Source organism: Cellulomonas sp. HZM, from assembly GCF_000708885.1.
GTDB lineage: Bacteria > Actinomycetota > Actinomycetes > Actinomycetales > Cellulomonadaceae > Cellulomonas.
Genome location: NZ_JEOE01000044.1, coordinates 1 through 20,904, shown reverse-complemented (window position 1 = coordinate 20,904; position 20,904 = coordinate 1). Strand labels below are relative to the sequence as shown.

Below are 20,904 nucleotides of genomic sequence, written 5' to 3'. Positions count from 1 at the left end.
AACCCGCCCCGGCCACGTCCAGCGCACCGGACAACGACGCCGCCGCCGCGAACCGCTCGGGTCGACGCAGCGCCCACCTCAACGCGCCGTACCCACCCATCGAGAGACCCGCCACGAACGTGTCCTCGGGTTCGGCGGACACCCGGAAGAGCTGCCCGACGACGTGCGGCAGCTCATCCGACAAGAATGTCCAGTACCGGCTGCCGTGCAGCTCGTCCGTGTAGAACGACCGCCCGGCGCGCGGCATGACGACCGCGATGCCGCGCTCGGCCGCGTACCGCTCGATCGAGGTCCGGCGCGTCCAGATGGTCTCGTCGTCGGACAGCCCGTGCAGCAGGTAGAGCACCGGCGGCGGCTGGTCGCCCGCGACGCCGGTCAGGCCGATCTGCGCACGCGTCGCCTGCGGCAGCAGCACCGTCATCGCGGTGCTGAGCTCGAGCGTCTCGGAGAAGAAGTGGCAGGTCACGAGGGCCATGCCGCCAACCTACGCCGCGTCACGCGTCCAGCAGCCGCAGCCGCACGACCGCGCGGTCCCCCGCCTCGACGTGCTCGGCCCGCCGCACCGCCTTCTTCACCGGAAGGGCGTACGTCGTAGCGCCCGGGAAGATCGACGTGCGCCACGTCGACCCGCCGAGCGTCACCTCGACGCGCACCGACCCGAACCCGCGCGTCACGCCACCGGCGACGTCCGCGATCTCGTCCGCGAGGTCGGTCGGGAGGTCGACGAACGTCCAGTGGTCGTCGCGGCGCACGTCCCACGTGCGCAGCTCCGCCTCGAACTCGTAGACCGACTCGTCAGGTTGCACCCCGCCAGTGTGCCGACCACGTCCGACACGGCACGCGGAGAGCCTCCGACGAGCCCACCGACGCGCCCACCGACGAGGCCGTGTCAGCGGTCGGGTCGAACATGCGTTCGTGACCGATCTGCCTCGCGACGCGCCGCGCGCGACCGTCCTGCACGCCGACCTCGACGCGTTCTACGCGTCCGTCGAGCAGCGCGACGACCCTCGCCTGCGCGGCCGTCCCGTCGCCGTCGGGGGTGGCGTCGTGCTCGCCGCGTCGTACGAGGCGAAGCGTCGCGGCGTCCGCACCGCGATGAGCGGCCGGCAGGCACGGTCGCTGTGCCCCGGCCTGATCGTCGTCCGGCCCAGGTTCGACGCGTACGTCGAGGCGAGCCGCGCCGTCTTCGACCTGTTCCGGGCGACGACGCCACGGGTGCAGGGCGTGTCGATCGACGAGGCCTTCCTCGACGTCGCCGGCCTGCACCGCATCGACGTCCCGCCGGTGCAGATCGCGGCGCGGCTGCGCGGCCAGGTGCTCGAGCAGGTCGGGCTCCCGATCACCGTCGGCGTCGCACGCACACCGTTCCTGGCGAAGGTGGCGAGCCGTGTCGCCAAGCCGGACGGGCTGCTGCTCGTCGACCCGGACGCCGAGGACGCGTTCCTGCACCCGCTGCCTATCGAGCTGCTGTGGGGCGTCGGCGAGGTCACCGCGAACCGCCTGCGCGGCTACGGGCTGTGCACGGCGGGCGACGTCGCGGCGTTGTCGGTCGACGCGCTGCGCGGCATCCTCGGCCCGCACGCCGGCAGCCACCTCTTCGCGGTGGTCCACGGCCGCACCCCGGAGCGGGTCGTCACGGACCGATCCCGCCGCTCCGTCGGCGCGCAGCGTGCGCTCGGCCGCGGGCCGCACGACGCCGCCTTCGTCGAGTCGGCGCTGCTCGGCCTCGTCGACCGCGTGTGCCGTCGGATGCGCGCCGCGCACCTCGTCGCCCGCACGGTCGTGCTGCGGCTGCGCTTCGGCGACTACACGCGTGCGACACGGTCGCGGTCGTTCGCGCACGCCACCTCGTCGGGCGCCGACCTCGCCGCCACGGCGGTCGCGCTGCTCGACGGCGCAGCGCCGCTGGCCCGCGAGCGCGGGCTGACGCTGGTGGGGGTCGCGCTGACCGGGCTGCAGAGCGACGCGTGGGTGCAGCCGCGGCTCGCGCTCGACGGTCCCGACGAGACGGGGCTCGACGCCGCCCTCGACGCGGTGCACGAACGCTTCGGCTCGGCGTCGCTCGCCCGCGCGAGCCTCCTGCGCCGCGGCGAGGGGCTCGCGGTGCCCCTGCTGCCGGACCGGGAGGACGACGAGTGACGACCGCCTCCGACGTCGCCGCCACACCCCGGGTCGCGCGGCGCGGGGTACCGCACCGGCGTACCGTGCGAGGCGGCCGCACGACGAGGTGCCGGCCGATCCGAGGAGGTCGTGGTGCCGATCACCAGCCCGTTCCCCGACGTCGAGATCCCCGATGTCGCGCTGTACGACTACCTGTTCGCGGACCTCACCGACGCAGATCGCGCGCGGACGGCGGTCGTCGACTCCGTCTCGGGCCGCGCGACGACGTACGGCGCGCTCGTCGACCAGGTCGACGCCGTGGCAGGAGCCCTGGCCGCGCGCGGGATCGGCGTCGGCGACGTGGTCGCGCTGCACGCCCCCAACTCCCCCGCGTTCGTCGCCGTGTTCCACGGCATCCTGCGCGCGGGCGCGACCGTGACGACGGTCAACTCGCTCTACACGGCCGAGGAGATCGGCCGACAGCTCGCGGACTCGGGTGCCCGGCTCGCGGTCACCGTCTCCGCGCTGCTGCCGGCGATGGCCGGCGGCGCGGCAGCGGCCGGGATCGAGCACGTCGTCGTGCTGGACGGCGCCGAGGCACACACCTCGCTCGCGGACCTCCTGGCCGCCGGGGAACCAGCTCCGCAGGTCGCGTTCGACCCGTCGTCGCACCTGGCCGTCCTCCCGTACTCGTCGGGGACGACCGGCCTGGCCAAGGGCGTGATGCTCACGCACCGCAACCTCGTCGCGAACGTCGCCCAGACCCTCCCGGTCATCGACCTCACACCCGACGACGTGGTGGCCGCCGTGCTCCCGTTCTTCCACATCTACGGCATGACGGTGCTGCTCGACCTGTCCCTGCGCGCACGCAGCACGCTCGTCACGTTCCCCCGGTTCGACCTCGAGCAGTTCCTCGCGACCCTGCAGCGCGAGCGTTGCACGTACCTGTTCGTGGCCCCGCCGATCGCGCTCGCACTCGCCCGCCACCCGCTCGTCGCCGATCACGACCTCTCGGCCGTGCGCACCGTGCTGTCCGGCGCCGCACCTCTCGACGGTGCGCTCGCGGACGCGGTCGCGGACCGCCTCGGGTGCCGCGTGGTGCAGGGGTATGGGATGACGGAGATGAGCCCGGTCTCGCACGCGGTGCCCGCGTCTCGCGACGACATCCCACGCGGGTCCGTCGGCGTCGTCGTCCCGAACATGCTGTGCCGCCTCGTGGACCCCGAGACGGGCGCGGACATCGAGGTGCCCGCCGACGGGATGAGCGCAGCCGGAGAGCTGTGGTGCCGCGGGCCGAACGTCATGACGGGATACCTCGGTGACGACGAGGCGACCCGGGCGACCCTCGACGCCGAGGGCTACCTGCACACGGGCGACATCGCGACGGTCGACGCGAGCGGTGCGTTCTACGTCGTCGACCGCCTCAAGGAGCTCATCAAGTACCACGGCTACCAGGTCCCGCCGGCCGAGCTCGAGGCGCTGCTGCTCACGCATCCCGACGTGCTCGACGCCGCAGTCATCGGCGTCCCGGACGAGGACGGGCAGGAGGTGCCGAAGGCGTTCGTCGTGCGCCGCCCGGGTGCGGAGCCCGACGAGGCGGCGATCATGGCGTGGGTGGCGCAACGCGTCGCGCCGCACAAGAAGGTGCGCAGGCTCGAGCTGGTGGACGCGATCCCCAAGTCGTCGTCGGGCAAGATCCTGCGCAAGGACCTGCGAGCGAGGGAGCGTGAGCATGCCGGTGCATGAGGGTTTCAGCGGGTTCTCGGTCGACGACGTGCCGGCCGCCGCGCAGTTCTACGGCGAGGTGCTCGGTCTCGACGTCAGCCAGGACCACGGCATGCTGTGGTTGCACGTGGGCCACGACGTGCTGGTCTACCCCAAGGGCGAGGCGCACACGCCCGCCACGTTCACCGTGCTGAACTTCCCCGCCGACGACGTCGCGGCGACCGTGGCCGAGCTGCGTGCGCGCGGCGTGCAGTTCGAGCGCTACGCGGGGACCCCCGGCGAGACCGACGAGGACTTCGTGTTCCGTGGCGAGGGTCCTCAGATCGCGTGGTTCACGGACCCTGCGGGCAACGTGCTGTCGGTGATCGAGCGCATGTGAGACGACGTCGCTCCCGGCCCCGCGACGGGGACCGGGAGCGACGTCGTGCGGACATGCGTCAGGCGTCGACGAGCTCGCGCTCCGACGACGGTCCGGCCGTGGCGTCGTCGTCCGACGTCGCCGCACCGGCCGAGTCGTCCGCGAACAGGTCCTCCGCGGACGCTGCCGCGTACTGCTCGAGGTCGAGGATCCCCTCACGCTTCGCGACGACCGTCGGCACGAGCGCCTGCCCCGCGACGTTCACCGCGGTGCGGCCCATGTCGAGGATCGGGTCGATCGCCAGCAGCAGGCCGACGCCCGCGAGCGGCAGGCCGAGCGTCGACAGCGTGAGCGTGAGCATCACGACCGCACCGGTGAGCCCGGCGGTCGCCGCGGACCCGACGACGGACACGAACGCGATGAGCAGGTAGTCCTTGACCGTGAGGTCGACCCCGAAGATCTGCGCGACGAAGATCGCGGAGATCGCCGGGTAGATCGAGGCGCAGCCGTCCATCTTCGTCGTCGCGGCGAGCGGCACCGCGAACGACGCGTACGACCGCGGCACGCCCAGGTTCCGCTCGACGACACGCTCGGTCACGGGCAGCGTGCCGACCGACGACCGCGACACGAACGCGAGCTGGATGGCCGGCCACGCGCCGCGGAAGAAGCTGACGACGCTCAGCCCGTTGGTGCGCAGGATCAGCGGGTAGACGACGAAGAGCACGATCGCCAGGCCGGTGTAGATCGCGACGGCGAACGTCCCGAGCGGTGCGAGCAGGTCCCATCCGTACGTCGCGACGGCCTTGCCGATGAGCCCGAGCGTGCCGAGCGGCGCGAGCCGGATGACCCACCACAGCACCTTCTGCACGACGGTCAGCGCGGACCGGTTGAACGCGAGGAACGGCTCGGCCGCCTTGCCGGAGCGCAGTGCCGCGATGCCGACGACGAGCGCGATCACGACGATCTGCAGCACGTTGAACGAGATCGACGTCTTCGCGACGACGACGCCGTCCACCACGGATGCCTGGGTGTCGCCGCCGAGCCCGAGGAAGTTGCCCGGGATCAGGCCGTTGAGGAAGTCGAGCCAGCTGCCCGAGTGGCCCGGGTCGGAGCCGTCCGACGCCGACAGCGTGGTGTGCGCGCCGGGGTTGAACAGGAGGCCGAGGCCGATGCCGACCGCGACCGAGATCGCCGCCGTGATCGCGAACCACAGCAGCGTCTGCACGGCGAGCCGCGCGGCGTTGGTGACGTGCTGGAGGTTCGCGATCGAGGTGACGATCGCGAGGAAGACGAGCGGCGGGACGATCGCCTTGAGCAGCGTGACGAAGCTCGAGCCGATCTCGTCGAGCGTGGTGGTCAGCCAGTTGGGGTCGCCGTCGGCACTGGTGCCCATCTGGCGTGCGACCCAGCCGAGCAGGACGCCGAGCGCGAGGCCGAGCAGGACCTGGACCGTGAAGGAGGGGAACCGCAGCCGCCGGGGCGCGTGCGTGGTGGTGCTGGAGGACATGGAGGCAGGAACCTTTCGAGGCACACGGGGGGCGCGTGATCGAGGTGGACCGACGCGACGACGCGCAGCGACGTCACGCACGGAGGGGGTGAGCCCGGTCAGGGGCAGAGCGCCGCACGAGCGGCGGGGCCGGCGTCAGCGCCGGCGCGTGAGCCGAGGGCTCAGCGACACCGCACGGGGCGACGACAGAGCGCGCTGGCGACCAGGTGCAGGTCGACGGCGCGGCGCTCGGTCAGGTTCCACGTGCTCACGTGGGCGTCTCCTCGGGGGTTCTCGCAGGACGGCGGGTTCTCCCGGCCGCTCCTGCGCAACACGCTAACCCCGGGCAACTCATCCCGCCAAAGCGCGTGACCCCGCCCACACCCGGCCCGGACGACGACCGCACGCAGCCCGCACGGCGTCGGCTCGCGCCCGCGACCCGGTCAGCGGCGCGAGCCGGGACCGACGCCGACGCGGCGCGGCCTGGACGCCGCGAGCCGCCGCCGCACCAGCCGGTGCGCACGCGTCGCGGATCGCACGCGCGGCGTCGGCACGACGACCTCGGACACGCTCGACCCCTCGGCCGGGCCCTCGACGAGCAGCGGCTGCACATCGCCGACGGGGATGCTCGCGAGCTCGCGGTGCGCCCGCAGGTACGTCGGCACCAGCAGCACGACGGCACCGAGCCACGCGAGCGGGTTCCCCCACACGACGCCCGCGTAGCCGAACATCGACCCGAGGACGACGGCTGCACCGACCCGCATGAGCAGCTCGATCACCCCGGACACCGTCGGCACGAACGCGCGACCGAGCCCCTGCAGCGCCCCGCGGAGCACGAACAGCACCCCGAGCAGCGAGTAGGTCAGTCCCGTGACCGTGAGGAACTGCGCGGCCATGTGCACCACGCGGTCGTTCCCGGGGCCGACGAACAGCTGGACGATGTGGCTGCCGAGCGTCACCAGCACCACCCCGAGCGCAACCGCTCCGGCCATCGACATCACGGTGCCCTGCAGCACGCCGCGCCGGATGCGGTCCGGCCGGCCCGCGCCGTGGTTCTGCGCGACGAACGTCGAGACCGCGAGCCCGAGCGACGACAGCAGCGCGACCGCGAGGCCGTCGACGCGCGCGGCCGTCGTGTACGCCGCGACCGCGTCGGCACCGATCTCGTTGAGCCGCAGCTGCACGGTGAGCGTGCCGATCGCGATGATCGACGCCTGGAACCCCATCGGCAGCCCGAGGCGCAGGTGCCGCGCGATCTCGTCGCGACCCACGTGCCAGTCCTCGCGCCGCACGTGCAGCACGGGCACACGACGTCGCACGAACCACACGCACAGCGCGACGGACACGGCCTGCGAGGCGACGGTCGCGAGCGCGGCCCCGCCCACCCCGAACCCGAGCACCCGGACGAGCGTCACGACGAGCACGACGTTGAGGCCGCACGCCGCCGCCAGGAAGTAGAGCGGCGTACGCGAGTCGCCGATCGCGCGGATGATCGCCGAGAGGAAGTTGAAGAACATCGTCGTGACCGCACCCGCGAAGCTGACGGTGGCGAACGTGCGCGCCATCGGCACGAGCTCGTCCGGCGTCTGCAGGAGCGCCAGCGCGGGTCCTGTCGCGACGAGTGCGACGACGGTCAGCACGATGCTCGCGGCGCCGGTGAGCAGCGCACCGGTCGCGACCGAGCGGCGCACCGCTCGCTCGTCGCCCGCGCCGAACGCCTGGGCGGTGGGGATCGCGAACCCGGTGGTCATGCCCCAGGCGAACCCGAGCAGCAGGAACAGCAGCGCGCCGGTCGATCCGACCGCGGCGAGAGCGTCGACGCCGAGCGTGCGGCCGACGACGAACGCGTCGGCCACCTGGTACAGCTGCTGGACGACGTTGCCGACGAGCAGCGGCACGGCGAACGCGAGGATGACGCGCCAGGGGCGGCCGACGGTGAGGACCTTGGGCATGACGGAGCTTCCGGGTGGTGCGAGCGGGGTCGAGAGGGGATGGGCGGAGGCGTCCGTGCGAGGGCTGTCGTCGTGGCGCTCGCGTCGATCATATCGATTCGATAGAGGCTGACCTCGTCTTTTTCGGCCGGGTCGGTGTCACGTCGGTCACCGCCCTGGCGGGCTCCACGCCTCGTTCCGAGCCTGGTTCCGAGCCTGGTGGCGAGCCGGTCTCAGCCGACGAACGACGCCGCGGCTCCCGGGTCGAGCGCGCTCGCGATCCGCGCGTGCATCTCGTCGGACATCGACGGCATCGCGTCCGGCGCGAACCACCCGGCGTCCGTGCTCTCGTCGTCCCCGGGCGCCGCCTCGCCGCTGACGTACCTGAACCGGAACGTGAGGTCGAGGTACTGCGAACGGTCGCCGTTCGGGTAGGTCATCGGCGCGAGCGCCTTGACGCGGGTCAGCCGCTCCGCGACGGCGACGACGCTCGCCTCCTCGAGGACCTCGCGCGCCCCCGCGACCGCGGGCTCCTCACCCGGGTCGATGATCCCCGTGACCGGCGTCCAGGCGCCGTTGTCAGCCCGCCGCACGAGCAGCACCTGCTCGAACGGGTCGGGCCGCACGACGACCGCGGTGACGCCTGGCAGCCACAGCAGGTCGTGGCCGATCCGGCGGCGCAGGTCGAGGACGAAGTCGGGTGTGGCCACGCGTCGATCCTGCCCCGCTCAGCGCTGCGCCGCCTCGCCGGGCGCCGCCTCCGTCCGCACCCGCGCGTGCGTGCGCGAGTAGAGGAAGTAGATCGCGAACCCCACGACGAGCCACACCAGGAACCGCAGCCACGTCTCGACCGACAGGTTGACCATCAGGTAGAGGCAGACGAGCGCGGACACGATCGGCAGCACCGGCACCCACGGCGCCCGGAAGGCACGAGGCACGTCGGGACGCGTCCGCCGCAGCACGATCACGCCGAGGCTCACCAGCACGAACGCGCTCAGCGTGCCGATGTTCACCATCTCCTCGAGCACGCCCACGGGCGTGACCCCCGCGACGACCGCCGTCACGACGGTGACGCCGAGCGTGATCACCCACGGCGTGCGGAAGGTCGGGTGCACCTTCGCGAACGCACCGGGCAGCAGGTGGTCGCGGCTCATCGCGAAGATGACGCGCGACGCCCCGACCATGAGCGTCAGCACCACGGTCGTGAGGCCCGCGACGGCGCCGGCGGAGATGAGCGTGGCCATCCAGTCCGCGCCGTGCGCCTCGAACGCGCTCGCGAGCGCGGCCTTCGGGTCCAGCTGGTCGTACGGCACCATGCCCGTCACGACGAGCGACACCGCGCAGTACAGCACCGTGCAGATGAGCAGCGAGCCGATGATCCCGCGCGGCAGGTCGCGCTGCGGCTCACGCGCCTCCTCGGCGGTCGTCGCGACCACGTCGAACCCGATGAACGCGAAGAACACGAGGGCGGCGCCCGCGAAGATCCCACCCACACCGAACGCCGTGGGCGTCAGCCCCAGCAACGCCTGGATCAAGGGCTGCGTGAGCCCGGTCGTCGCGTCCGTGGCCTGCGCCGGCGGGATGAACGGGCTGTAGTTGTCCGGCGAGATGAACCCGATGCCGGCGACGATGACGAACAGCACGATGAACAGCTTGATCCCGACGAGCACCAGGTTGACCCGCATCGACTCCTTGATGCCGAGCGTGATGAGCAGCCCGAGCACCACCACGAGCACCATCGCCGGCACGTCCACGGCCCCGCCGTACGAGACGGGCCGCGGCGCGGTCCACCCGATGTTCTGCATGAACGTGTCGAAGTACGCGCTCCACCCCTGCGCGACGACGCTCGCACCCAGGAACATCTCGAGGATCAGGTCCCATCCGATGATCCAGGCGAAGATCTCGCCGAGGCTCGCGTAGCTGAACGTGTAGGCCGAACCCGAGACGGGCACGGTCGAGGCGAACTCCGCGTAGCAGACGGCCGCGAGCGCGCAGCAGATCGCCGCCACCACGAAGCTCAGCACGATCGCAGGCCCCGCGACGTCGTGGGCGGCCTTGCCCGTCAGCGTGAAGATGCCCGCGCCGATGACGACGCCCACGCCGAACACCACGAGGTCGAGCACCGACAGGGACCGCTTGAGCTTGAACTCCGGCTCCTCGGCGTCCGCGAGGGACTGCTCGATGCTCTTGGTCCGCAGGATGCTCATGAGCTCCCCCTCGTCCGGCCGGTCGAGCGCCAGTCTGTCGGAGCGGTGCCCACGGCGCGCGCGGAGCACCTGTGGACAACTCGCGACGCGTCGAGCAGGCTCCCCGCTACGGTCCCCGCACACCACAACCAGGGGGATCCACGTGCGCCGTCTTCTCGTCATCATCACGACCGTCCTCGCGTCGGTTGCGCTCGTCGCCGGCGTCGCGGTCGCCGGGCTCGTCGGCCCGGACGACTGGGCATCCGTGCCGGGAATCACGACGACCGCCGACGGGCCCGTGAGCACGACGCCCACCGTCCTGGCTCTTCGCGACGCCCGCCTCCGCATCACGGTCGACGGCCCGGGTGAGGTGTTCGTGGGTACCGCGAACCCGGTCGACGTCGAGAGCTACCTTGCCGGGGTCCGGCGGCTGAGCGTCGACGAGCTCAAGCCCTCCGGTGCGACGCACGCCGTGATCGTCCCCGGCGACGCCCGCGCACCTCAGGTGTCCCCGCCGGACGCGACGTTCTGGCTCTCCCGCGCGCACGGCTCGGGCTCGACGAGCATCGATCTGCAGCTCGACGGGGTGGCGCCGCTGAGCCTCGTGGCGATGCCCGTGACCGGTGACGGCCCGCTCACCATGAGCGTCGCGCTGCGCGTGCCGCACGCGTTCGCGGTCGCCGCCGGCACCGCCGGTGCGGCACTCGTCGTCCTCGTGCTCGTGGCCCTCGCGCGTCGTCGCGCTCGGCGCGACCCATCGGCGTCGTCCGGCGCCGCGAGCAGCGCCACGGTCGGCGACGACGTCCGCCGAGCCGGGGTCCCGAGCGCCCTCCGGGCGGCTTCGATCCCGGTGGTCGTCACCGCCGCCCTGACCGGCTGCGCCGCGGTCCCGAGCCGCGTTCCCACGGCCGACCCGCAGCGGGTCTCGATCACGCAGCGCGAGCTGGGGGCGGCCGTCTCGTCGTACAACGACCGCAACAACAAGGCCATCGCCCGGGCCGCGGCCGGCGACGCCACGCTCTGGGCCGGCGTCGACCTGGGCGCGGTGCTGCGCGAGGACGAGTACGACACTGCCTACGCGCGGGCGGCGCGCTCGCACAAGAAGGCGCAGAAGACGACGGTGCGCGTGGACCGTGCGTTCGCGCCGTCGTTCTCGTCGTACCCGATGTGGTTCGTGGCGAGCGGGACGATGTCGAGCGGCACGACGTCCGATGACCACGTGTGGGTCTTCGAGCGCGCCTCCGCGGTGGCGCCGTGGCGGATGAGCGCGTCGGCCGACGTGCGCGCGGGCGACGTCCCCACCCCTGTCCCTACGGACCGGCCCTCCGGCGCTCGGCCGAGCACCGCGACGGACGCCGAGGTCGCGGCTGCGAAGGATGCGAGCGACGTCGTGCGGGACTTCGTGCGGACCGGCGTGTCCTCGAAGCTCGTCGCCGGCACGGACGTGGCCGACTTCCGCGCGACGCTCGAGAAGCCCGCGAAGGCGACCGACAGCTACCTCGCCCCGGTCCAGCTCGACCCGCTCGCGTCCGACGGGACCCAGGACGCCGCGACCGCGACACGCGTGGTGCCGACCGCCGACGGCGCGCTCGCGGTGACGACGTACTCGTACGTCGCCATGATCGACGCGGACTACGGCAGGGTCCTGTCCCTCGGAGACCCCGTGGTCGCCAAGCTCACGCACCAGACGGGCGATCTCGACGCGGTCGTGATCCACGGCGTGCTGACCGTCGTGACGCGCCTTCCTCACGAGGGCTCCGCGAAGATCCTCGGCGCGAGCTGGTCGACGACCCTGGGCTGACAGAGGCGTCGACGCGCGCCGCACGGTCGCAGGAGAGATCATCGGCAGACCGACGAGGGAGGCCGGCATGCCGTTCACCAAGACCCAGGACAGGTTCCACCGCGGCCGCAAGGTGGTCCGCCTCGTCACGATCGGCCTCGCGGTCGCGGCGATCACCAAGGAGCTGCGCACGCCGTCCGACGAGCGAACGTGGCACGGGGTCGTCGTCGGGTTCGTCCCCTACGACTTCCGCGTGCCCACGTTGGAACGCGTCAAGTCGCGCATGTGGGACCCCGACGGCGCCCACGTGATCGCACCGCGCGTCTTCGGCGTCGGCTGGACGATCAACCTGGGCCGCGTGTTCGGCGAGGCCCGGGGGCGGCTGACCTCCCACTGAGAAGGTCGGCCACCCCCGGTGGTGTCTAGCCGAGGATCGGTCCCAGCGCGCTGATCAGCGCGTGGCTGTCCGAGTCCTGGCTCAGCTCCCACGCCATGGCCCCACGCAGGCCGAGCGCCTTGACGAGCTTGGTGCGCTCGCCGATGGACCGCGGGCTCGAGAACGCGATGACCGTCGGGACGGTCGCCGGGCCGGTGGTGAGGTTCGGGTGCTCGGCTGCCGGGTTGGACAGGAACGGCTCGCCCGCGAGCGGGTTCCAGTACACCGTGTAGCCGGACCCGCCCTTCGTGCCGGCGGCGTCGACGTAGCCGCCCTCGTCGACGAGCGCGTGGTAGCTGGGCTGCGGCGCCACGTCGACCGTCAGCGAGTTCGGGTCCGTCCCGGTGTTGTCGAATGCCGTGTACAGGCCGTGGTTGGCCGATCCGGTGCGCAGGTACTGCTGCCCGTAGAACGGCACCCCGACGACGATCTTGTTCGCCGGCACGCCGTTGAGCAGGTAGTACGCGACGGTCCCGCTCGTGTTCCAGGTGAGGTTCTTCGCGTTGGGGTCACGCGGGTCGGGCGTGAACAGGGTGTTGGGCGACGCCTTGGGACCGCTCGCGACGTTGAAGTCGTAGGTCATGACGTTGTCCCAGTCGAGGTACTTCGAGAACTCCCTGAGCTCGTAGTACTTCGTCGAGCTGGTCGCCGCGGGGAGCGCCGCCGTGAGCAGGTAGTGCTTGCCGGTCGTCGCGCCGTAGGCGTCGAGCTGCTTGCGGAACTCCGCGGCGAGCAGAGTCGCGTTGTGCCGGTCGGCGGGACCGGGGTCGACGTTCCCGTCCGCCACTTGGGTGGGGTACTCCCAGTCGATGTCGATGCCGTCGAAGAGACCGGCAGCCGAGCCCGCTCCCCCGGCGCCCTCGGGCCACCCGCCGCCGGGCAGGTCACCCTTGATGAACGTGTCGATGCACGAGGAGACGAACTGCTGGCGCAGCTGAGGGGTCGAGGCGAGCTTGGAGAACCAGGTCGACTTGGTCCAGCCACCGAGCGAGATCTCGACCTTGAGGTGCGGGTTCGCGGCCTTGAGCTTGCGCAGCTGGTTGAAGTTGCCGAACAGGTGCTGGTCGGGGTCGCTCGGGTCGTCGGCCACGCCGTCGACCGTGTTGTCGCCCGTCCAGTAGACCTGCTGGTAGTCGGCCCACGGGTCGAGGACGTCGCAGCTGGCCTTGCCCGTGGCGGGGTCGTAGCCGGGCACGCCGAACGCGTACTGGATGACGTTGAGCTTGGTGGCCGGGATGTCCTTGACGTAGTAGCCGCGTCCGTAGACGTCCCAGTCGGCGAAGTAGGCGGTGACGACCTTGCGCGGCGCGTCCGGCGTCGGCTTCGTCGTCGACGCCTGGGCGGGCGGTGCGGCGAGTGCGAGACCGACGCCGGCGACGACGGCGACGGATGCGAACAACCTGCGGGAACGACGCATGGGGTTTCTCCCTGACGCTACGGCGATGGAACCGGGGGATTAGTAAGCATTCCTAGCAAATCGCGACATCCCTACCCTACGACCGCAGGTCCGTTCTGAGTCAAGCGTCCGGTTTTCACCGGTTCGCGCGGCACGGTCGCCCGGTCGGTCTCACACCGCGGGACGCTCGCCGCCGCTCGCCCCGGCGTTGCAGCCCGCGCGCCTACGATCCGGTGGCCGACGACGAGAGGACACCCCGATGAGCCAGGAGAGCCAGGAGAGCACCGCCACGCTCGAGCCGACGACGAGCGTGCTCGACAACGCCGCGTGGTACTCGCTCGTCGGCCGGCACGCCGCCCTCAGCGAGGGCAACGAGCTCGCGCGCCGCTTCCTGCCCGAGGTCTCCCGGTTCGCGGGAGTCGCCGACTGGGAGCACCCCGACGTGTGGGACGCGATCGTCGACCTCGTCGGGCGCGACGCCCCCTTCCCGTTCTCCGGGAACCGCCCCACGCTCCCCCACGGCTGGGCCGTGGACGCGAGCGGTGAGGGCGTGCAGCTCGTCGAGACCGACGCCCTCGTGACCAGGCCGGACGACGAGGCGGTCGTGCTCGGCGCCGCCGACGTGCCCGCGATGCTCGACCTGGTCGCGCGCACGCAGCCCGGACCGTTCTCGCCGCGCACGCACGAGCTCGGCCGGTACGTCGGCATCAGGCGCGGCGGCGCGCTCGTCGCGATGGCCGGCGAGCGCCTCCAGCCCGACGGGTGGACCGAGATCAGCGCCGTCTGCACCGACGCCGAGCACCGCGGCCAGGGGCTCGCGACCCGCCTCGTGCTCGACGTGGCGCACCACGTCCGCGAGCGCGGTGACCGTGCGCTGCTGCACGCGGCCGCGACCAACACGGGCGCCATCGCCATCTACGAGCGCCTCGGCTTCACGCTGCGCCGCCGCACGACGTTCGGCCAGCTCCGCACCCCCGCCTGACCTGCTCCGTCACCCTCGCCGCGCCGACCCGAATTGCCCCGGTTAGCGTGGGGACGCCCCGACCCACGGGCATTCCCCCGCAAGGAGACATGATGAGACTCCGCAACCGACGCCTGTCCCGGCGCTCGACCGTCGTCGCCGCCACCCTGGCCGCGACCCTCGTCGGCGGTGGTGTGGCCTACGCCGCCACCGCGCAGCCCGCCATCAAGACCTTCACCCCCAGGTCGGCGGACCAGATCACCAACATCGACGTGCTGCGCCAGCAGATCCGCAACTACTACGGCGACGAGCTCGGCACCGGCACCTTCGACCCGAAGAGCAGCTACGCGCGCGAGGCCTCCAAGGTCGCGCGCTCGGGCGAGACGTACCTGGCCCGCGCAGCGCACAAGCACGCGAGCAAGCACGCGCACGGCAACAAGAACGCGACGAAGGCGATCGTTCTCGATGTCGACGACACGACGCTCACCACCTGGAACTACGAGGTCGCGAGCAACTGGGCCTACAACCCGACGACCAACGCACAGTTCGTCACCGACCAGAAGTTCCCCGCGACACCGGGCATGGTCGCGCTGGTCACGAAGGCGAAGAAGCTCGGCTACGCGGTGTTCTTCCTCACCGGCCGGCCGGCCGCGCAGGAGGCGGCGACGCTCGGCAACCTGACCAAGGACGGCGTCGGCGTGGACGCCGGCTACCCGGTCCCGACCACGCTGAAGAACGGTGAGGACGGCCTGTTCACCAAACCGGCCGTCGCCGACTACCCGGCTTACCTCAAGACCGCGTGCGCGTCCGACCCGAACGGCTCGTGCACGACGATCCACTACAAGTCGGCCACGCGCGCCCACATCGAGTCTCTCGGGTACGACATCGTCGCCAACTTCGGCGACCAGTACTCCGACCTCAAGGGCGGCTACGCAGACCGCGGGTTCAAGCTGCCGAACCCGAACTACTACCTGCCGTGACGTACGCGCGTGGCCCCGGCCGACGAGGCCGGGGCCACGCGGCGCGAATCACCCGCGATGAGTGATCGTCACCGTGCCGTGACCGTGAACGACTTGGTCATCGTCGCGTCCGACGAGTCCCCGCCGAACACCTGGATCTCCCCCGGCTCCACGACGAACCTGCCGCGGTTGTCGTAGAACCCGAAGTCGCTCTTGTCGAGGGTGAACGTCACCTTCGTCGACTCCCCCGGGTCGAGCGTCACGCGCTCGAACCCGCGCAGCCGGCGCACCGGCTGGGACATGCTGGCGACGGGGTCGTGGATGTAGACCTGGGCGACGTCGTCCCCCGTGCGGTCACCGGTGTTCTTCACGACCATCGAGGCCGTGACCCTGCCGTTGCGGTCGACCTTCGTGCGGTTCAGGGTCAGCTTCGAGACGTCGAACGTCGTGTAGCTGAGGCCGTAGCCGAACGAGAACAGCGGCTCGCACGTGGGCAGGTCGCGGTAGCGCGCGTTCCACTTGAACGTCGCGTCGCACGGGCGACCCGACGGCTCGTGGTTGTAGTAGTACGGCACGGTGCCCACGCCCCGCGGGAAGGACACGGGCAGCTTGCCGCCCGGGTTCACCTTGCCGTACAGCACGTCGGCGACGGCGTTGCCGCCCTCCGTCCCGGGGAACCACGCCTCGAGGATCGCCGCTGGCTTGTCGACGACGGCCGTCAGGTCGAGCGGGTGCCCGTTGAGCAGCACGACGACCACCGGCTTGCCGGTCGCCACCACCGCGTTCAGCAGGTCCTCCTGGTGGCCCGGGAGGTCGAGCTGGCTGCGGCTGTTGGACTCGCCGCTCATGAAGCCGCTCTCGCCGAGCGCCAGCACCACCTGGTCGGCGTTCTTCGCCGCGGCGACGGCGTCGTCGATGTCGGTCCCGCCCACGCCCGGACCGGCGCACACTTCGTCGTCGGCCGTGATGGGCGGGGTGGCGTTGTTGGGCGGGTCGAAGTTGTGTGCCAGGTTGCACGCCGCGGTGTACGTCACGGTGCTGGTGCTGGCTGCCTTCAGCCCGTCGAAGAGGCTGACGAACTTCGGCGCCAGGTCGTCGGATCCTCGTCCGGACCACGGACCGAGCATCTCGTCGACCGTCTGCCCGAACGGGCCGATGAGCGCGGTCGACCGCGCCGGGTCGAGCGGCAACGCCTGGTCCTCGTTCTTGAGCAGCACCATCGACCGCGCCGCGGCCGTCCGGGCCTTGGCCAGGTCTGCCGGCTTGCCGTAGCTCGCGGCGCTGCTCGCCTTGGCGATGTCGACGTAGGGGTGCTCGAAGAGACCGGCGCGGAACTTGACGCGCAGGATGCGCTTCACCGCGTCGTTCAGCCGGGAGATCGAGATCTTCCCGTCGCTGAGCAGCTGCTGGCCGTAGTCGCGCAGGTAGGTGCTGACCATCTCGGAGTCGGTGCCGGCCATGAGGGCCGCGGCGCCTGCGTCCGGGCCGTCGGCGGCGATGCCGTGCCCGCATGGACCGTCGTCGGGCTTCACCGGCGGGCACGCCCGCAGCTCGGCGACCGCGGTGTAGTCGCTCTCGATGAACCCGTCGAAGCCCCACTCCTTCTTCAGGATGTCCGTCTCGGTGTACTTGTTGGCGCAGCCCGGGACCCCGTTCAGCGCGTTGAACGAGCACATCACCGTGTCGGCGCCTGCGTCGATCGCCGCCTTGAACGGCGGCAGGTACGTGTTGCGCAGCACGGAGTCGGACATGTCGGTGGTGTTGTAGTCACGGCCACCCTCGGCCGCGCCGTAGCCCACGTAGTGCTTGACGCTCGCGACGACCTTGTCGGGCGCGCTGTAGTCCGAGCCCTGCGTGCCCTTGACCCGCGCGGCCGCCATGACCGCGCCGAGGTACGGGTCCTCACCGGCACCCTCGACGATGCGCCCCCACCTCGGCTCGTGCGAGACGTCGACCATCGGGCTGTACACCTGCTTGAGCCCCTGGATCGCGGACTCCTTCGCTCCGACGGAGGCGTCGGCGCGGGCCACGGCAGGATCGAACGAGCTCGCGGCGCCCAGCGGCACGGGGAAGATCGTGCGGTAGCCGTGGATCGTGTCGTAGGCGAACAGGATCGGGATGTGCAGCCGCGACTGCTCGACCGCGACGTGCTGCAGGTGGTTGATCTTCTCCGCGTCGACGAGGCTGAACACCGATCCCACGCCCGCCTTGGCGTCGGCGTCGGTGACCTGGCCGTCGGAGAGCAGCTGGACCTGCTGCATCTTCTCCTTGGTCGTCATGCGGGCGAGAAGGCGGTTGACCTTCTGCTCGATCGTCGTGGCGGCTGGTTGCCGTGTGCCGGCGAGCGCCTGCTCCTCGCTGGACACGTTGGCCGCGACGGCGCTACCGCCCGCCGCGAGCACGAGTGCGGTCGCCGCTGCGACCGCCGCCGTTCGTCTGCCGATCCTTGCCATGGGAAGTCCTCCTGCAGTCGATGTGACATCTCTCCGCAGGCGCCCCTGTCCGGGACGTCTCCGCTGGTGCGACGACCTCCCTCCCCTGTCGGGCCGTGCCCGACGACCGGCGACGCTCGTCGCCCGCCGGCCGGCAAGGTCGGCCGCGTCGGTCCGTAGTCGCCCTCGTCGGCGATGCCGATCGGTGCACGCGCCGTGACCTGGCGCCACGGAGCACCCGCCGAACGTCGTCGTCCGGGTCGATGGCGGGCGCCGCTGGCGGGCGCCGCTCCCCATCGTGTGGCGTTCGTGGACGGCTCGCAACGGGCCGAGCCGAGGCACCGGGTGCCGGACGCACGAGTAGCCGCCCGGTCAGGACCGGGCGGCTACTCGTGACGACGTGGAGGTGGCGGGAATCGAACCCGCGTCCGATGACGTGGAACCAGGGCTTCTCCGGGTGCAGTCCGTGATGGATTTTCTCAGCCCCCACCACTCCCACGGACGGAAAGGTGGACGGGCTCAGTCAGCTAGAAGTCCCGCTCGTCACACTGACGATGACAAGCAGCAGTGGCTCCCTGGATGACGCCGGGAACTAGGCCGGAAGCATGCCTAGGCCGACGGACTTCGAGGCTCGCTCAGGCGGCGAGGGCGAAGTCGGTGCGCTTGGAATCGGCACCTATGGGTTTGCACGGAGCGTTCACGAGATAACCGTGCGTCCTCGACCCGCTTCTCCTGGCTCGACGATCACCGTCGAAACCGATCACCCCCATGTTCAGTTGTCAACCAGCCCGAGGGACCGTCCGACAGTCTAGACGTGCAACCACGCCGCGCCCTACCTGATTCCGGCGGGGCCGCGCGTCAGACGAGCGAGGCGGGCGTCACACCGTCCGCGTCGACGAGCTGCAGCACCGCCATGTCGGCACGCGGGTCGGAGACGAGCACGGTCGCGACGTAGGTGCGGCCCGTGCCAGGGTCGGTGACCGACACCTCGGAGGCGTCAGCCACGACGTGGCGGTGCGTGACCGCGACGCCCCCGGCGGACACGACGAGCGCGGTGCCGGTCGACGAGCCCGCGCTCACCGTGAGCACGCCGTCGGTCGAGCCGGCGGCGAGGCCCGGCCACGTCGGTGCGGCGAGCGGGGCGGGGTCGTCGGCGGCGGCGGGTGACGCGGAGACCGCCGACCCGACCGCGACCCCGGCGACGAGCGCCGCGCCCACCGCTGCTCGTCGTCCGCGCCTGCGGGGGCGGACCTGCTCGTCGTCGTCCATCGCCGTGCTCCTCTCCGGTGACCGGCGCCCCGTCGTCGCCGCGAGCACCAGACAACTGGACCAACCCGCGAGGAGCCGCAGAAGTTCCCGTGACGAACCTGTGCGTCCAGGTCAAGCACTGGTCAATGGCAGGCGTCCCCGCCACCCGCGTCGCCGCCGGACCCGCCGTCGCTGAAGACGCCGTCCGCACCCCTGTCCCCCAGGGCTGCGAACGGGATGGACACCTTCGACCACAGCACGGGCGAGCGGTGGGGGTGGAACAGGGCGTCGAGCCAGATCCGCTCGCGGTCGTTCGTCGTGGCGTCGGCGCGGCACAGCGGTGTGATGAGCCAGTCGGTCGTGCGACCCTTCGCCGAGCGCACCGGCTCGATGCGGACGAACCCTCGACGCGCGAGCTCCTGCACGTCTCCAGCCGGGTCCCGCGACGCCCGCACTCCCAGGACGATCACGCCGGCGACGATCGCGCCGATGACGACGACAGCCGCGATCACACCGATGGTCGTCGTGGTCATCGGCCATCACCCTCTCGTCGATCGTGCCGCCGGCGACCGACCGCCGACCGCCGCCGTGAACCCGGTCGCACATCCTTGCGCACCCGCCGGCTCCTGGTCACGTCGCCCGAGTGCCCGAGCTCGAGGCCAGGGCACCATCGACACGCGCCCGAGCCTCGCTCGCGCGCGTGTCGGTGGTGCGCGGCACGATGTCCCCATGCGCCTGCCCGTGATGCCGCCCGTCGCCCCGATGCTCGCGAGATCGGTCAAGGAGATCCCCGACGTGGGGCACGTCGAGCCCAAGTGGGACGGGTTCCGCACGATCGTGTTCCGCGACGGCGACGAGGTCGAGCTCGGCAGCCGCAACGAGCGCCCGATGACGCGATACTTCCCCGAGGTCGTCGAGGCGGTCAGGGCGACCTTCCCGCCGCGGGCGGTGATCGACGGCGAGATCGTCGTCGTCAGCGGCGATCGGCTCGACTTCGAGGCGCTGCAGCAGCGGATCCACCCCGCGGAGAGCCGCGTGCGCAGGCTCTCGCAGGAGACGCCCGCGAGCTTCGTCGCGTTCGACCTGCTGGCCCTGGGCGACGACGACCTGACCGGGCTGCCGTTCTCGGAGCGGCGCGCGCGGCTGGTCGAGGCGCTCGCCGACGCGCAGGCACCGGTCCACGTCACCCCCGCGACGGACGACCTGGCGACCGCGCGAGAGTGGTTCACGCAGTTCGAGGGCGCCGGGCTCGACGGCGTCGTCGCCAAGCCGCTGGACGGCACGTACCAGCCGGACAAGCGCGCGATGTTCAAGATCAAGCACGAGCGGACCGCCGACTGCGTGGTGGCCGGCTACCGCCTGCACAAGCAGGGCGACGTCGTCGGGAGCCTTCTGCTCGGGCTCTACACCGACGACGGCAGGCTGCAGCACGTGGGCGTCGTCGCGAGCTTCCCCATGGCGCGCCGCCGCGAGCTCGTCGACGAGCTCGCACCGCTCACCACCGGCGTCGAGGACCACCCGTGGACCTCCGCGGCGCCGACCGGGGACCGCGTCCCCGGTGCCGTGAGCCGCTGGAACGCGGGCAAGGACCTCAGCTTCGTCCCGTTGCGCCCCGAGCTCGTCGTCGAGGTCGCCTACGACCACATGGAAGGCGACCGCTTCCGGCACACCACGCAGTTCCGCAGGTGGCGGCCGGACCGCGACGCGTCGTCGTGCACGTACGCACAGCTCGAGCAGCCGGTGAGCTTCGACCTCGCGCAGATCCTCGGCTGATCACCACGCCCCGCCGCCGCCTCCACCGGATCCGCTGCCCGCGCCGGCATCACCGCTGAAGCCGCTCCCGCCACCCGAGCCGAAGCCCGACGAGTGACCGCCGCCGAACCCCGACGAGTGCCCGCCCCCGAAC

General features: G+C 71.7%; 18 protein-coding genes and 1 other RNA gene. 8 read left to right on the top strand and 11 right to left on the bottom strand.

Features of this window, described 5'->3' with window-relative positions:
• Together AW16_RS0115180 and AW16_RS0115175 are read right to left on the bottom strand one after the other, a co-directional pair.
• Nucleotides 1-475, bottom strand: a 475-nt coding sequence (locus AW16_RS0115180; RefSeq protein ID WP_029291789.1) for an alpha/beta hydrolase family protein, incomplete at its 3' end; no start/stop codon positions are given.
• Between the two features lie 19 nt (nucleotides 476-494).
• Nucleotides 495-806, bottom strand: coding sequence for a DUF1905 domain-containing protein (locus AW16_RS0115175; protein ID WP_029291787.1), 312 nt, complete (start codon nucleotides 804-806; stop codon nucleotides 495-497).
• A gap of 109 nt (nucleotides 807-915) precedes the next feature.
• Here AW16_RS0115175 and dinB point away from each other — a divergent pair, with 109 nt between their 5' ends.
• The 3 genes from dinB to AW16_RS0115160 all read left to right on the top strand — a co-directional run bounded on the left by dinB (nucleotide 916) and on the right by AW16_RS0115160 (nucleotide 4,204).
• Nucleotides 916-2,139 (top strand): DNA polymerase IV, encoded by a 1,224-nt coding sequence (dinB, locus tag AW16_RS0115170; RefSeq protein ID WP_051681994.1) that lies wholly within the window; start codon nucleotides 916-918, stop codon nucleotides 2,137-2,139.
• A gap of 114 nt (nucleotides 2,140-2,253) precedes the next feature.
• The gene (locus AW16_RS0115165) at nucleotides 2,254-3,846 is read left to right on the top strand and encodes an AMP-binding protein (RefSeq protein WP_029291784.1); all 1,593 of its coding nucleotides are present in this window, start codon (nucleotides 2,254-2,256) and stop codon (nucleotides 3,844-3,846) included.
• Complete coding sequence (locus AW16_RS0115160; protein ID WP_029291782.1) at nucleotides 3,833-4,204, top strand: VOC family protein; 372 nt, start codon at nucleotides 3,833-3,835, stop codon at nucleotides 4,202-4,204. The genes AW16_RS0115165 and AW16_RS0115160 overlap by 14 nt, the downstream gene beginning before the upstream one ends.
• Nucleotides 4,205-4,262: 58 nt before the next feature.
• On the opposite strand, the gene AW16_RS0115155 is transcribed toward AW16_RS0115160, so the two are convergent.
• The 4 genes from AW16_RS0115155 to AW16_RS0115140 all read right to left on the bottom strand — a co-directional run bounded on the left by AW16_RS0115155 (nucleotide 4,263) and on the right by AW16_RS0115140 (nucleotide 9,807).
• The gene (locus AW16_RS0115155) at nucleotides 4,263-5,690 is read right to left on the bottom strand and encodes a dicarboxylate/amino acid:cation symporter (protein WP_034649520.1); all 1,428 of its coding nucleotides are present in this window, start codon (nucleotides 5,688-5,690) and stop codon (nucleotides 4,263-4,265) included.
• Between the two features lie 422 nt (nucleotides 5,691-6,112).
• On the bottom strand, nucleotides 6,113-7,621 hold the full coding sequence (locus AW16_RS0115150) for an MATE family efflux transporter (protein ID WP_051681993.1): 1,509 nt from the start codon (nucleotides 7,619-7,621) through the stop codon (nucleotides 6,113-6,115).
• A 212-nt stretch (nucleotides 7,622-7,833) separates the two neighbouring features.
• Nucleotides 7,834-8,310, bottom strand: a complete 477-nt coding sequence (locus AW16_RS0115145; protein ID WP_029291776.1) for an NUDIX domain-containing protein — start codon at nucleotides 8,308-8,310, stop codon at nucleotides 7,834-7,836.
• 18 nt (nucleotides 8,311-8,328) lie between these two features.
• Nucleotides 8,329-9,807: an amino acid permease gene (locus AW16_RS0115140; RefSeq protein WP_029291774.1), complete on the bottom strand. Its 1,479-nt coding sequence runs from the start codon at nucleotides 9,805-9,807 to the stop codon at nucleotides 8,329-8,331.
• Between the two features lie 142 nt (nucleotides 9,808-9,949).
• Between AW16_RS0115140 and AW16_RS0115135 the strand changes: the two genes are divergently transcribed.
• Nucleotides 9,950-11,587, top strand: a complete 1,638-nt coding sequence (locus tag AW16_RS0115135; RefSeq protein ID WP_029291772.1) for a hypothetical protein — start codon at nucleotides 9,950-9,952, stop codon at nucleotides 11,585-11,587.
• A gap of 67 nt (nucleotides 11,588-11,654) precedes the next feature.
• Nucleotides 11,655-11,963 carry a DUF5808 domain-containing protein gene (locus tag AW16_RS0115130; RefSeq protein WP_029291771.1) on the top strand — a complete coding sequence of 103 codons (309 nt, stop codon included), beginning with the start codon at nucleotides 11,655-11,657 and terminating at the stop codon, nucleotides 11,961-11,963.
• A 25-nt stretch (nucleotides 11,964-11,988) separates the two neighbouring features.
• Here the strand turns inward: AW16_RS0115130 and AW16_RS0115125 are convergent, their stop codons facing one another.
• Nucleotides 11,989-13,419 (bottom strand): glycoside hydrolase family 18 protein, encoded by a 1,431-nt coding sequence (locus AW16_RS0115125; RefSeq protein WP_081861725.1) that lies wholly within the window; start codon nucleotides 13,417-13,419, stop codon nucleotides 11,989-11,991.
• 238 nt (nucleotides 13,420-13,657) lie between these two features.
• Here AW16_RS0115125 and AW16_RS0115120 point away from each other — a divergent pair, with 238 nt between their 5' ends.
• Both AW16_RS0115120 and AW16_RS0115115 read left to right on the top strand, forming a co-directional pair.
• On the top strand, nucleotides 13,658-14,380 hold the full coding sequence (locus AW16_RS0115120; RefSeq protein WP_029291768.1) for a GNAT family N-acetyltransferase: 723 nt from the start codon (nucleotides 13,658-13,660) through the stop codon (nucleotides 14,378-14,380).
• A gap of 92 nt (nucleotides 14,381-14,472) precedes the next feature.
• The gene (locus tag AW16_RS0115115) at nucleotides 14,473-15,339 is read left to right on the top strand and encodes an HAD family acid phosphatase (protein WP_034649523.1); all 867 of its coding nucleotides are present in this window, start codon (nucleotides 14,473-14,475) and stop codon (nucleotides 15,337-15,339) included.
• A gap of 68 nt (nucleotides 15,340-15,407) precedes the next feature.
• On the opposite strand, the gene bglX is transcribed toward AW16_RS0115115, so the two are convergent.
• The 4 genes from bglX to AW16_RS0115100 all read right to left on the bottom strand — a co-directional run bounded on the left by bglX (nucleotide 15,408) and on the right by AW16_RS0115100 (nucleotide 19,531).
• On the bottom strand, nucleotides 15,408-17,771 hold the full coding sequence (gene bglX, locus AW16_RS0115110) for a beta-glucosidase BglX (protein WP_029291765.1): 2,364 nt from the start codon (nucleotides 17,769-17,771) through the stop codon (nucleotides 15,408-15,410).
• A 377-nt stretch (nucleotides 17,772-18,148) separates the two neighbouring features.
• Nucleotides 18,149-18,518, bottom strand: a transfer-messenger RNA (tmRNA) gene (ssrA, locus tag AW16_RS18260).
• A gap of 90 nt (nucleotides 18,519-18,608) precedes the next feature.
• The gene (locus AW16_RS18530; protein WP_029291764.1) at nucleotides 18,609-19,019 is read right to left on the bottom strand and encodes a trypsin-like peptidase domain-containing protein; all 411 of its coding nucleotides are present in this window, start codon (nucleotides 19,017-19,019) and stop codon (nucleotides 18,609-18,611) included.
• Between the two features lie 122 nt (nucleotides 19,020-19,141).
• A complete protein-coding gene (locus tag AW16_RS0115100) occupies nucleotides 19,142-19,531 on the bottom strand; it encodes a hypothetical protein (RefSeq protein WP_029291763.1) in 390 nt (129 codons plus the stop codon).
• Between the two features lie 196 nt (nucleotides 19,532-19,727).
• Between AW16_RS0115100 and AW16_RS0115095 the strand changes: the two genes are divergently transcribed.
• Nucleotides 19,728-20,771, top strand: coding sequence for an ATP-dependent DNA ligase (locus tag AW16_RS0115095; protein ID WP_029291762.1), 1,044 nt, complete (start codon nucleotides 19,728-19,730; stop codon nucleotides 20,769-20,771).
• Nucleotides 20,772-20,904: the final 133 nt, after the last annotated feature.